Source organism: Paraburkholderia sp. BL9I2N2, from assembly GCF_004339745.1.
Classification (GTDB): domain Bacteria; phylum Pseudomonadota; class Gammaproteobacteria; order Burkholderiales; family Burkholderiaceae; genus Paraburkholderia.
The window spans coordinates 1,628,890-1,641,510 of record NZ_SMGP01000001.1; the positions used below are offsets into that span (position 1 = coordinate 1,628,890).

Here is a 12,621-nt window from a genome sequence, read left to right on the forward strand (position 1 = left end):
CCGCGCTGCGTACGCAGCCTCTCATTTTGTAAAGCACAGGAACAAGCATGTTGAACAAAGGCATTACGATCAAGGCGCGGATAGGCCTCACGATGGCTTTTCTCGCCGCGCTGCTCGTCGCCATCGGCGTCTTCGGTTTGTTCGGCATGAGCCGTTCGAACGACGCCTATAAGGACACCTTCACCAACGCCATGCCGAGCGCGGTCAATATCGGCAACGCCGAGCTGTTCGCGGCGCGTGAGCGGCTGGCGCTCGACCGTGCGGCGTTCATGATCGGCACGCCGGAAGCGACGCCGACGCTCGAGCGCGCGCGCGGCATGCGCGCCACCTCCGACACGTGGTGGAAACAGTACATGGACCTGCCGCGCGACCCGGATGAAGACCGCCTCGCGCAGGACGTCGTCGCCAAACGCGACGCGCTGCATCAGCAGATGGACACCTTTGCGGCGATCGTCGTCGCGAACGAACCGCCGAAGCTGGTCGAGGGCGCCAAGCGTCTGCAAGTGGCCTACAACGACCTCGCCAATGCCGACGACGCGCTGCGCAAATACCAGTTCACCTCGGCGAAAGAGGGTTACGATGCCGCGCAAGGCAGCTTCGATGTGTTCCGCATGGTCAGCGTGGGCGCCTTGCTGATCGGCGTGCTGGCTGCGGCGATTTCGTACCTGACGCTTAGCCGCGCGATCGCCCGGCCGCTCGATGCCGCCCTCAAACATTTCGACGCGATCTCGGCCGGCGATTTACGCCGCCCGGTCGTCGTGACATCGCGCGACGAAATGGGGCAGTTGCTCGAAGGCATCGCCAAAATGCAGCACAGTCTCACCGAAACGGTGCGTACCGTGCGCAGCGGCAGCGAATCGATTGCGACGGCTACGCGCCAGATCGCGGCCGGCAATATCGACCTGTCCTCGCGTACCGAAGAGCAGGCTTCCGCGCTGCAGGAAACCGCGTCGAGCATGGAGGAGCTGACCGGCACGGTCAAGCAGAACGCCGACAACGCCCGCCAGGCGAGCTCGCTGGCGGCCAATGCGTCGGAGATCGCCAATAAGGGCAGCGCGGTGGTCGGCCAGGTGGTCGGCACGATGGGCGACATCAATCAAAGCTCGGCCAGGATCGCCGACATTATTTCGATCATCGAAGGGATTGCGTTCCAGACCAACATCCTCGCCTTGAATGCGGCCGTGGAAGCGGCGCGAGCCGGCGAAGAAGGGCGCGGTTTCGCGGTCGTGGCCGGTGAAGTGCGCAGCCTCGCGCAGCGCTCGTCAGCGGCGGCGAAGGAAATCAAGGAACTGATCGACACCTCGGTGGAGCGCGTGCAGTCGGGCTCGGCGCTGGTCGACGAAGCCGGCCGCACCATGACCGAGATCATCGGCGCGGTGCAGCGCGTGACCGACATCATGGGCGAAATCGCCGCGGCGTCGGAAGAGCAGAGCAGCGGTATCGACCAGGTGGCGCGCGCTGTTACGCAGATGGACGAAGTCACGCAGCAAAACGCCGCACTGGTCGAAGAAGCGGCGGCAGCAGCGTCGTCGCTCGAAGACCAGGCCGGCAAACTGCGTACCGCGGTAGCCGTGTTCCAACTCGAAGAAGGCGGTTACAAGGCGCCCGTGAGCGCGCCGCCGAAGCGCGCGGCTACGCCGCCGCGTACGGTGGTCGCACGCAAGGTCGCGCACGCTCGTGCTGCGCAACCCGCCGTGCAAGCCGCAGCCGCGACGAACGCGCCGGCCGCGACGGCACAGCCCGTTGCCGCAGCGGCACGCGCGCCTGCTAAAGCGATAGCGACCGCTAGCGCCGGCAGCGATCAGGATTGGGAAACGTTCTGAGCGGAAGTCAGTCGCAACATTCATTCCCGGCGCCGCAGCCAATCCCATTAGATGGGTAGATGCCGCGAGAGGATGACGGCCTCGCTTCAAAAAGACCTCGATTGCGCACGCATTCGCGGTCTTTTTTTATGGTGTGCGCATTAAGTAACGTTTGCGACCGCAGTCGGTCCCCCGGCAAGCGTCGTGATCCGGTACATTGACGGACGCACCGAAGCAACTCCCCTTGGGGGACGCTATCCGCCATGGTGCGGCAATCGCCGACGCGGCCCGTTAGCCCACGAGCGTGGTTCCGCCGCATTCGAGCGCAGCAACGCATGCCCCAAAGCACGGCCACCACCCACCAGCACGCCACAACCAACCGCTCAATGCGCCAGCCACAAAGGACCGACATGACGCCATACGACCTCGCGAACCGCCTCGTCGAAGCACGCCGGCAGCATCGCCCGATCGATGCGCCCGCACCCGACAGCCTGCCGCCCGATGCGGCGACCGCGTATGCGATCCAGCAGGCGGTCATCGCAGGTCTCGGCGACTCGACGGGCGCCTGGAAGATCGGTGCCAAAGCGCCCGGTGGCGCCGCCGCGGGCGCGCCGATTCCGGCCTCGCTGGTGCTGCGCTCGCCGGCGCGCGTCGCGCATGACGGTTTCTTCCGCGTGCTGGTCGAGCTGGAAATCGCCTTCCGCTTCGCCGAGGCGATCGAACCGCGCGGCCGGGCCTATGCGCGCGACGAGGTGCTCTCGAAGGTCGGCGTCGTATTGCCGGCCATTGAGATCGTCGATAGCCGCTTCGCCGAATGGCCGAATGTCGCGCCGCTCGCGCAACTGGCCGATGCGCAGAACAATGGCGCGTTGATCACGGGCCATCCGGTCGCTTATGCGGGTCTCGCGCGCGGCTTCGATTTCGTTTCACCCGAACTGGAACTGAGCTTCGACGGCGCTTCGCTGCTGCCGGAAGCCACCGGCAATCCGGCCGGCGACCCGCGCGAACTGCTGGTCTGGTTCGTCAACCATTGCGCCGCCATGGGTATCACCATCGAACCGGAGTGGACTATCACCACCGGTTCGTACGTCGGCGCACACAGGCTGGATAAAGCGGGCATCGTGCGCGGACACATCGACGGCCTTGGGGAAGTGGAGATTGAACTGACCTGAGAGGCCGCGCGCTTGTAACAGCGTATTACGAAGCTTCATTCAAACGGCTGCCTGCGGGTGGCCGTTTTACGTTGCTCGCATCCGTAGCGGCGGCTTTGCCGTATACACCTGTTGAAGCGATGCATTGCGTTGTCGTCATTCAGTTATACATGCGGCTAACCATGCTCACGACGCGGTTAATGCCTGCGTGTCGCTCACGACGATGCATGACACGCTTGCCAATGACGGAACAAAAACGTTCTTGGCTTGACGAACCGCATGAAGCTGCACGGACTTTGCTTATGTGTGAAACCGCGCGTGGATCGCGCACGAACATGTAACAGGCATGTGTCGCTGTAGACCGAACGCTTGGGTCGCGCGTTGAGGAAAAAGGTGACGGACACAGAAAGCAGGCAGACGTCAGCGCTTTTCAGCAACAAAGTGTGCGTGTGCAGACATGCCGTCCGGTACAGCAGTGGGATCGTTCGATGAACGTAACGGCTTTACGCAAGAGAGTATTGCAGGACAGGAAGAGAGGAACACTGAGCAGCACTGCAGTAGAGTGCTGATGAGGCGTCAAGGCAACAGTGCAAAAGGCAGGGACGTATGACTGCAATCGCTGCGATATGAGTGCAAGATTGTAGGTGGTCGAAACTTTGTTTCCAAGTGAGGAATGTCGGGAGGCGAATGCGGCGCGATTTTCGCAACGTAGTTCGTGAAAAAAAATTTAAAAGGGTTTAGGATGAATTCGAGCGATGTCGTTTCCGAATAGCGCGCCGCGCACGACATCGGTCTAGACTTCGGCGAGGAGGTAGCATGGATATCTACAGCAGTTTCGCGACCCGCTTCGAGAAAACGCGAGAAGATGAGCTCTCGCTCGAGGAGTATCTCGCGCTCTGCAAAGACAATCCCGCCGCGTACGCCACGGCTGGCGAACGCATGTTGACGGCGATCGGGGAGCCGGAACAGATCGACACTCGTAACGATCCGCGCATGTCGCGCATCTTCGCGAACAAGGTCATCAAGGTATACCCCGCATTCCGTGAGTTCTACGGAATGGAGGAGGTGATCGAGCAGGTGGTCGCCTACTTCCGGCACTCGGCCCAGGGGCTCGAAGAAAAGAAGCAGATTCTGTATCTGTTGGGCCCGGTCGGCGGCGGTAAATCGTCGATTGCGGAACGTCTGAAGCAGCTTATGGAACGCGTGCCGTTCTACTCGATCAAGGGCTCGCCCGTGAACGAGTCGCCCCTCGGTCTGTTCGATTACGAGGAAGACGGCCCGATTCTCGAAGAACAATACGGCATTCCACGCCGCTACCTGAAAAGCATTCTGAGCCCGTGGGCGGTCAAGCGCCTGCACGAATTCAACGGTGACATCCGCAAGTTCCGCGTGGTGCGCCGCTATCCGTCGATCCTTCGCCAGATCGGTATAGCCAAAACCGAGCCGGGCGACGAAAACAATCAGGACATTTCGTCGCTGGTCGGTAAGGTCGACATCCGCAAACTCGAACAGTACGCACAGGACGACGCGGACGCATACAGCTACTCCGGTGGCTTGTGTCTCGCGAATCAGGGCCTGCTCGAGTTCGTCGAAATGTTCAAGGCGCCGATCAAGGTCCTGCACCCGCTCCTGACTGCGACCCAGGAAGGCAACTTCAAGGGCACGGAAGGCTTCGGTGCGATCCCGTTCGACGGCGTGATTCTGGCTCACTCGAACGAGTCCGAATGGAAGGCGTTCCGCAACAACCGCAACAACGAAGCACTGCTCGACCGGATCTTCGTGGTGAAGGTGCCGTACTGCCTGCGCTACGGTGAAGAGGTCAAGATCTACGAGAAGCTGTTGCGTAATTCGTCGCTGGCGAATGCGGTGTGCGCGCCGGGCACGCTGAAGATGATGGCGCAGATGTCGGTGCTCACGCGTTTGCAGGAGCCGGAGAATTCGAGCCTGTTCTCGAAGATGCAGGTGTACGACGGCGAAAATCTCAAGGACACCGATCCGAAGGCCAAGTCGTATCAGGAGTACCGCGATTTCGCGGGCGTGGATGAAGGGATGACCGGCGTGTCGACCCGCTTCGCGTTCAAGATCATGTCGCGCGTATTCAACTTCGACTCGACCGAGGTCGCGGCCAATCCGGTGCACCTGATGTACGTGCTCGAACAGCAGATCGAACGCGAGCAGTTCCCACCAGAAACCGAGCAGAAGTATCTGTCGTTCATCAAGGACGTGCTCGCCTCGCGCTATGCGGAGTTCATCGGCAAGGAAATTCAGACCGCGTATCTGGAGTCGTATTCCGAGTACGGTCAGAACATCTTCGATCGCTATGTGACGTACGCGGACTTCTGGATTCAGGATCAGGAGTTCCGCGATCATGACACCGGCGAGAGTTTCGATCGCGCGGCGCTGAACGCCGAACTGGAGAAGATCGAGAAACCCGCGGGCATCAGCAACCCGAAGGACTTCCGCAACGAGATCGTGAACTTCGTGCTGCGTGCGCGTGCTGCCAACGGCGGAAAGAACCCCGCCTGGGTCAGCTACGAGAAGCTGCGCGTCGTGATCGAAAAGAAGATGTTCTCGAACACGGAAGAGCTGTTGCCGGTGATCTCGTTCAACGCCAAGGGCTCGGCGGAGGAACAACGCAAGCACGAAGACTTCGTCAATCGCATGGTGACGAAGGGCTATACGCCGAAGCAGGTGCGCTTGCTGTGTGACTGGTATCTGCGCGTGCGCAAGTCGTCATGATGCGCATTGCGTGCCGCCCGCGCGGTCCGACCGCGCGGGCACCCTGCGAGGCGCAAGCTGCATGGACATAGCGTGGGCTTAAGCAGCAAGCGTCTCGCGCACCGGAAATTAGTGCCGCTGCATGGGGTCTGGGTAAGTGCTAAAGCGCCAACTCTGATCGACATGCGGTGCATGGGATGGGCGTAAGCGCTAAAGCGCTAACGCCCATCGATACGGGAGACCGGGCGTGCTTCATCAAATCATCGACCGCAGGTTAGCAGGCAAGAACAAAAGCATTGCGAATCGCGAACGTTTTTTGCGTCGCGTTAAGAACTATATTCGTCGCGCCGTTTCGGAAGCCGTGCGCGATCGCAGCATCAAGGACATTCAGAACACCCAGAGCATCACCATCCCGCGCAAGGACATTGCGGAGCCGTCGTTCCGGCATGGACCCGGCGGCAAGCGGGAAATGGTGCATCCGGGCAATTCCGACTACATCCGTGGCGACAAGATCCAGCGCCCGCAAGGCGGCGGTGGTGGAGGCGGGGGCAACCAGGCCAGCAATGAAGGCGAGGGTCAGGACGACTTCGTGTTCGAGCTGAGCCGCGAAGAATTCATGCAGTATTTCTTCGACGATCTCGAGCTGCCGCGTCTCGTCAAAACCCATCTGATGGCCGTGCCCACGTGGAAAAGCATCCGCGCGGGCTGGGCTGCGGAAGGCACGCCGAACAACATCGACGTGGTCCGTTCGTTGCGCAGCGCGCTCGGCCGCCGCATCGCGCTCGGTGCGCCGCTCGTCAACCAGTTGCACGAGATGGAACGGCAACTGGAAACCATGAAAGCCGATCCCGACGATCGTCGCGAAGAGATCAAAGTGCTCGAAGAGGAGATTCACCATTTGCGCGGGCGCATCTGGCGGATTCCGTTCATCGATCCGTTCGATCTGCGCTACGTGAATCGCGTGAAGCAACCCACGCCCTCCAGCCAGGCGGTCATGTTCTGTCTGATGGATGTGTCCGGTTCCATGGACGAGCAGCGCAAGGACCTCGCCAAGCGCTTCTTCATCCTGCTATATCTGTTCCTCAAGCGTAACTACGAGAAGATCGAAGTGGTGTTCATCCGCCACCATACGCGTGCTGAAGAGGTCGACGAAGACACGTTCTTCCACTCGACCGAAAGCGGCGGCACGGTGGTGTCGAGCGCGCTGGAGCTGATGCAGAAGGTAATGGACGAGCGCTATTCGCCGACTGAATGGAATATTTACGGCGCTCAGGCGTCGGACGGCGACAACTGGACCGACGACTCGCCGAAGTGCCGCAAGATACTCTCGGATGACATTCTGGAGAAGGTGCGCTATTTTGCGTATATTCAGGTGACGCCGGAAGAGCAGAATCTGTGGCTCGAATATGCGCAGTTGGCCTTGAGCCAGCCGCACATGGCGATGAAGAAGGTCGAAACCGCAGCCGACATCTATCCGGTATTTCGCGAGCTGTTTGAGAAGCAGGTGGCGTCTTCATGACAAAACACCTGCACAACGAAGCGCGCGGCTACCAGCCGGAGCGCGGGAAAGGCGTGCCGCAGCAGCAACAGTCGGGGCATGCCGAGGCGAAGGCGGACGATACGGGAGCCGCCGCAGCCGGAGCAGTCGACACCGCTGCAGCACGGGGACACACCGGAACGCCCACTGAGGGGCAAAGGGAAGTCCGTATGAACGTAGCCGATAGACGGCCTCTGCCGTGCCCGTCCGACTGGACCTTCGAATTGATCGAAGAGTATGACTCGCATATTGCCCGTGTTGCAGAGCAATATGAACTCGACGTGTATCCGATCCAGCTCGAACTCATCAGCGCCGAACAGATGATGGATGCGTACGCGTCCGTCGGCATGCCGGTGAACTACCGTCATTGGTCGTTCGGCAAACACTTTCTCTCCACCGAAAAAAGCTACCGTCGCGGGCAGATGGGGCTGGCGTACGAGATCGTCATCAATTCGAATCCCTGCATCGCGTATCTGATGGAAGAGAACACGATGACGATGCAGGCGCTCGTCATCGCCCACGCGGCCTATGGGCACAACTCGTTCTTCAAGGGCAACTATCTGTTCCGGCTGTGGACGGATGCGCACGCGATCATCGACTACCTGGTCTACGCGAAGAATTACATCGCGGAGTGCGAGGAGCGTTTCGGGCTCGACCGGGTCGAGGAATTGCTCGATTCGTGCCACGCGTTGATGAACTACGGCGTGGACCGTTACAAGCGTCCGCAGAAGTTGTCGCTGGAAAAGGAGTTTGCGGCGCGCCGCGAACGCGAAGCGTATCTGCAGTCGCAGGTCAATGAACTGTGGCGCACCTTGCCGACCCGGCATACGCCGTTGCCGGAGGAAATCGAGGAGCGCTATCCGCCGGAGCCGCAGGAAAACCTGCTGTATTTCGCGGAGAAGAATGCGCCGCTGCTGGAGCCGTGGGAGCGGGAAGTGATCCGCATCGTGCGCAAGGTCGGCCAGTATTTTTATCCGCAACGGCAGACCCAGGTGATGAACGAGGGTTGGGCGACGTTCTGGCATTACACCTTGCTCAACACCATGTACAACCAGGGCAAGCTGGAAGACGGCTTCATGATGGAGTTTCTCCATTCGCACAGCAATGTGGTCTACCAGCCGCCGGTGACGAAACCGTACTACAGCGGCATCAATCCGTACGCGCTCGGTTTTTCGATGATGAGCGACATTCGCCGCATCTGCGAGGCGCCAACGGACGAAGATCGCAAGTGGTTCCCGGAACTGGCGGGCAGTCCGTGGCTGCCCGCCATGCACTACGCGATGCGTAACTTCAAGGACGAGAGTTTCGTCGCGCAGTATCTGTCGCCGCATCTGATCCGTGAGATGCGCCTCTTCTCCGTGCTCGACGACGACATGCGCGACGCGCTCGAAGTCTCGGCGATTCATGACGACAGCGGCTATCAGTACGTGCGTCAGGCGTTGTCGCGCCAGTACGACATGCATCACCGCGAGCCGAATATTCAGGTGTGGGCGGTGAACACGCGCGGCGACCGGAGTTTGACGCTGCGGCACTTCATGAGCGACAACCGGCATCTGTCGGGCGATAGCGAAGAAGTGCTCAAGCACATGGCGCGGTTGTGGCAGTTCGACGTGTATCTGGAAAGCGTCGATGAGAACGGCACGGTCCGCAAGCGTTATGAGTGCCGCTATGTACCGCCAGCGGTGAGAGTGTGATCGGCGGGTTGCGACGCGACGCGATCGATACAATGTGAAAAAGCCAGCTTTCGAGCTGGCTTTTTTCTTGGCCGCGCAGTCGCGATCAGGACAAGACTTCAGCGCTGCCGCGCCGCAACATCGACATGCCCCCCGTCTGGCGCCCCCTAACAAACCCCCATCTTCTCCTTGCGATTCTGTAAAATTCGCGCACGCACGCGCCGACTGCCTCTGCGGCATGTCGGTTCGCGGGTGATGAAGGCCGCGCCACGACCGCTACCTCCGTTCAAAGACAAGGAAAGAGAACAGCATGACCGACCTAACCGACCAAACCGTGGCCTCGGCTCACGACACACGGCGCCGCATCTTCGCGATCGTTGGCGCTTCATCGGGCAATCTCGTCGAGTGGTTCGACTTTTACGTGTATTCGTTCTGCGCGCTGTACTTCGCGCCGGCGTTCTTCCCAAGCGGCAATACCACCACGCAGCTGCTCAATACGGCGGGCGTGTTCGCCGCCGGCTTTCTGATGCGCCCGATCGGCGGCTGGTTCTTCGGCCGCCTCGCCGACAAGCACGGCCGCCGCACGGCCATGATGGTGTCGGTGTTCATGATGTGCGGCGGTTCCCTCGTGATCGCCTTGCTGCCCACGTACGCACAGATCGGCGCGCTGGCGCCGGCGCTGCTGCTGGTCGCGCGGTTGTTCCAGGGCTTGTCGGTGGGCGGCGAGTACGGCACCAGCGCGACCTATATGAGTGAGGTCGCGCTCAAGGGCCGGCGCGGTTTCTTCGCGTCGTTCCAGTACGTCACGCTGATCGGCGGCCAGTTGTGCGCGCTGCTGGTGCTGGTGGTGCTGCAACAAACGCTTTCCACCGAAGAGCTGAAGGCATGGGGCTGGCGCGTGCCGTTCGCCATCGGTGCGGTCGCGGCATTGGTCGCGCTGTATCTGCGTAAATCGCTCGACGAAACCACCACCGCCGAAACGCGTCAACGCAAGGAGGCCGGCACGCTGCGCGGGCTGTGGCTGCACAAAGGCGCGTTCATGACGGTGCTCGGTTTCACGGCCGGCGGCTCGCTGATTTTCTACACGTTCACCACCTACATGCAGAAGTACCTGGTCAACACGGCCGGCATGCATGCGAAGACGGCCAGCAACGTGATGACCGCCGCGCTGTTCGTCTACATGGTGATACAGCCGGCGTTCGGCGCGTTGTCGGACCGCATCGGCCGCCGTCGTTCCATGCTGTTCTTCGGCTTCTTCGCGACCATCGGCACGGTGCCGCTCCTGCACGCGCTGAAGGACGTGACGAGCCCGTATGCGGCCTTCGGTCTGGTGGTGGTGGCGCTTGCGATCGTCAGTTTCTATACGTCGATCAGTGGTCTGATCAAGGCGGAAATGTTCCCGCCTGAAGTGCGCGCGCTCGGCGTGGGGCTCTCGTACGCGGTGGCGAATGCGATCTTCGGCGGCTCGGCCGAGTATGTGGCGCTGTGGCTGAAGTCGGTCGGCAACGAGTCGATGTTCTACTGGTACGTCACCGCGCTGTGCGCGATTGCCGGCCTCGTGGCTCTGCGGATGCGCGATCCGTCGAAAGAAGGGTATTTGCGTCTCGAGCCTTGAGTCTTTGAGGCTCGTCGAGCAGCGCAGTTAGGCGCTGCTTGAAAACGGCGGTCCGGGTCAATCCCGGCCGCCGTTTTTTTATGGGCCCCGGCGATGCGAACCCACTGTGCAGCGAGGGCAGGGCGCATGCTCACGCCACGACGATCTCCGTGCCCAATGCGTGCAGCAGATCGCGCAGCGTCTCGGCTTGCGCCATTTTCGCGTCGCTGCGTAAATGAATCTGCAGCGCTCGCCCCGCGATTCCATCGACGGGTTGGGCGAGCCACAACTCCACCGCGAGGCCCAATCCTTCAGGCTGGTTGACGACGACCGGTTCGATCACACGCGGCTTGAAACAGGCACTGTCGGACATGGTGTATCACCTCAGGGCTGGTGAAGGTTCACCCTTATCGTAATCAGCGCACCGCGCCGGACCAAGCAACAAATCCGCGTTTGCTTAGCAGAGGATGCTTAGCAGAAAACACGCTTATTGCGCGAAGGCTTGCCGGCGTTCAGCGCCGGCGTTGCCACGTCAGACTTGTTCCGAATGATCGCTTACCAGTTCCGAGACGAGCTCCTTCACCACGGCGGCCGGATCCGCGGCAACGACAGGCGCGGCCGCTACCGCGGCAACCGCCGCCGCGACGGGCTGCTGACGCGCGCTCAATGCCCCACGCGCAAGCAACAGAAGATGGTAGTAAAGCCGCGCCCTCAGGCCATAGTTGTACGCGTACAGATGGGCGAGGGCGACCTTGAAGCCGGTGAGCGCCTGACGATTCTTCGCATGAACCGACACCACGATCGGCGCGAGACGGCGCAACGCCAGCGTGCGCGACGGCTCGAGCTGCGCCGGCAGCCTCAACGCCTTGACGAACGCATACGCGCTGACCGTTGCGGCGACCGCCGTGCCGCGCGTGCTATGCGAGATCGAGCTGGCCGTCTTTCGATACACCGAGACATAGTCGTGCAGATAGAACACCTCGCGCGCGGCGAGACAGAGTTCGGTGCCGAACACGAAGTCGCAGCACACACCATATTCTTCCTTGTAGCCGATCCGTTTCACGAGCGCGGCGTTGGCCATCCAGCCGTTGTTCGGAAACATCTGAATCAGGCCGGTTCTGCCCGGCAGGGACTGCAGGCCTTCGGCATCTTTCGTACGCCGAAACGCGGCGTTCAGGTTCGCGCTCGCCTCGAAGTCGATGGCGCCGCTGTGATCGGCTTCGTACTGGTCGCCGAATGCCGCATCGAGTTGCGGGTGAAGCGTCCATAGCGACACGAGCTTTTCGACGCCGTCCGTAGTGAGCAGGTCGTCGTCGTGGATCAGCAGGATCTTGTCGCCGCTCGCGCGTTGGAACAGCCTCGCGACATTGCGCGCCTGGCCGAGCGGCGGCTGATTCTTCGCATAGCGCATGCGCGGCTCCCGCGCATAACGGGCCGCAATCAACTGCTCGGTGCGCGCGTCCTTCGAGTCGTCGCCGATCACGATCTCCAGATCGTCGTAGCTCTGCGCGAGGCACGAATCGATGCACGTTGCGATCAGATCGGGACGATCGCAGGTCGGCAGACAGATGGAGACCCGGGGACGGTGGGGGAGAGTCGAGGAGATGGACATGAGCGTCGCCTTTGTTATCTGTTGAGGGGCGGCAGCGGTCCGCTTGGCGCACACGTCGCTGCAAGCAGAAAAATAGTCCATCATGCAGAAAAAATAATCGGTAAAAATTAGGAAGAAATGTTTGGCTTATGAAAGTCGTTGGAAGGGAAAAATTTATGCGGCTTCGCCGCGAAAATGCAGCAAAGCCGCTCCTGGATGGGCTTCTAATATTTCAACTGACCGACGGCTCGCCCTCGCCGGGTTTCTTGCCCGGACGGTCCGCGGGTGACTGATCGCGTCCTTCATCGTCGCGTTCAGGCAGCTTGCTCTTTTCGTTGTCGCTATGCGTGGCGGGCTGCGGATGTTCGATGTCGTCCGGCTTGCCCTTGGCGGGTTCTTTGGTCTGGCTCATCGTGCTCTCCTGGTTGGATGACACGAGCTTTGCAGCAAGCGGCAGACCTGGGCTCTTAATTCGCGTATTGATCCGGTCTCTAGCACATCATTGACTGATCCGGACTCGAAAACCCCGCCGTGACCCGACACCGGCGAGCCCGC

9 protein-coding genes are annotated in these 12,621 nt (G+C 61.0%); 6 read left to right on the forward strand and 3 right to left on the reverse strand.

The window, feature by feature from the left end; translation table 11 throughout:
- Positions 1-47: 47 nt before the first annotated feature.
- The 6 genes from B0G74_RS07670 (at position 48) to B0G74_RS07700 (ending at position 10,496) form a co-directional block, all read left to right on the forward strand.
- The gene (locus tag B0G74_RS07670; RefSeq protein ID WP_132374238.1) at positions 48-1,823 is read left to right on the forward strand and encodes a methyl-accepting chemotaxis protein; all 1,776 of its coding nucleotides are present in this window, start codon (positions 48-50) and stop codon (positions 1,821-1,823) included.
- Positions 1,824-2,212: 389 nt separating this feature from the next.
- Complete coding sequence (locus B0G74_RS07675) at positions 2,213-2,974, forward strand: hydratase (RefSeq protein ID WP_132374239.1); 762 nt, start codon at positions 2,213-2,215, stop codon at positions 2,972-2,974.
- Positions 2,975-3,769: 795 nt separating this feature from the next.
- Positions 3,770-5,692, forward strand: a complete 1,923-nt coding sequence (locus B0G74_RS07685; protein ID WP_132374241.1) for a PrkA family serine protein kinase — start codon at positions 3,770-3,772, stop codon at positions 5,690-5,692.
- 226 nt (positions 5,693-5,918) lie between these two features.
- A complete protein-coding gene (locus tag B0G74_RS07690; RefSeq protein ID WP_132374242.1) occupies positions 5,919-7,190 on the forward strand; it encodes a YeaH/YhbH family protein in 1,272 nt (423 codons plus the stop codon).
- Positions 7,187-8,902, forward strand: a complete 1,716-nt coding sequence (locus B0G74_RS07695; protein WP_207915627.1) for a SpoVR family protein — start codon at positions 7,187-7,189, stop codon at positions 8,900-8,902. Before B0G74_RS07690 ends, B0G74_RS07695 begins: the two co-directional genes overlap by 4 nt.
- A gap of 289 nt (positions 8,903-9,191) precedes the next feature.
- On the forward strand, positions 9,192-10,496 hold the full coding sequence (locus tag B0G74_RS07700) for an MFS family transporter (protein ID WP_132374243.1): 1,305 nt from the start codon (positions 9,192-9,194) through the stop codon (positions 10,494-10,496).
- Positions 10,497-10,626: 130 nt separating this feature from the next.
- Here the strand turns inward: B0G74_RS07700 and B0G74_RS07705 are convergent, their stop codons facing one another.
- From B0G74_RS07705 to B0G74_RS07715, 3 genes are all read right to left on the reverse strand, one after another.
- Positions 10,627-10,848, reverse strand: coding sequence for a hypothetical protein (locus B0G74_RS07705; protein WP_012433250.1), 222 nt, complete (start codon positions 10,846-10,848; stop codon positions 10,627-10,629).
- 159 nt (positions 10,849-11,007) lie between these two features.
- Positions 11,008-12,087, reverse strand: coding sequence for a glycosyltransferase family 2 protein (locus tag B0G74_RS07710; protein WP_132374244.1), 1,080 nt, complete (start codon positions 12,085-12,087; stop codon positions 11,008-11,010).
- Positions 12,088-12,298: 211 nt separating this feature from the next.
- Complete coding sequence (locus B0G74_RS07715; protein ID WP_132374245.1) at positions 12,299-12,478, reverse strand: hypothetical protein; 180 nt, start codon at positions 12,476-12,478, stop codon at positions 12,299-12,301.
- Positions 12,479-12,621 lie beyond the last annotated feature (143 nt).

Excerpts from the sequence above, each read along its gene's own strand:
- B0G74_RS07710 (WP_132374244.1), bottom strand. The coding sequence starts at position 12,087 with ATGTCCATCTCCTCGACTCTCCCCCACCGTCCCCGGGTCTCCATCTGT.
- B0G74_RS07685 (WP_132374241.1), top strand. The coding sequence starts at position 3,770 with ATGGATATCTACAGCAGTTTCGCGACCCGCTTCGAGAAAACGCGAGAA.
- B0G74_RS07675 (WP_132374239.1), top strand. The coding sequence starts at position 2,213 with ATGACGCCATACGACCTCGCGAACCGCCTCGTCGAAGCACGCCGGCAG.
- B0G74_RS07670 (WP_132374238.1), top strand. The coding sequence starts at position 48 with ATGTTGAACAAAGGCATTACGATCAAGGCGCGGATAGGCCTCACGATG.
- B0G74_RS07715 (WP_132374245.1), bottom strand. The coding sequence starts at position 12,478 with ATGAGCCAGACCAAAGAACCCGCCAAGGGCAAGCCGGACGACATCGAA.
- B0G74_RS07700 (WP_132374243.1), top strand. The coding sequence starts at position 9,192 with ATGACCGACCTAACCGACCAAACCGTGGCCTCGGCTCACGACACACGG.
- B0G74_RS07705 (WP_012433250.1), bottom strand. The coding sequence starts at position 10,848 with ATGTCCGACAGTGCCTGTTTCAAGCCGCGTGTGATCGAACCGGTCGTC.
- B0G74_RS07695 (WP_207915627.1), top strand. The coding sequence starts at position 7,187 with ATGACAAAACACCTGCACAACGAAGCGCGCGGCTACCAGCCGGAGCGC.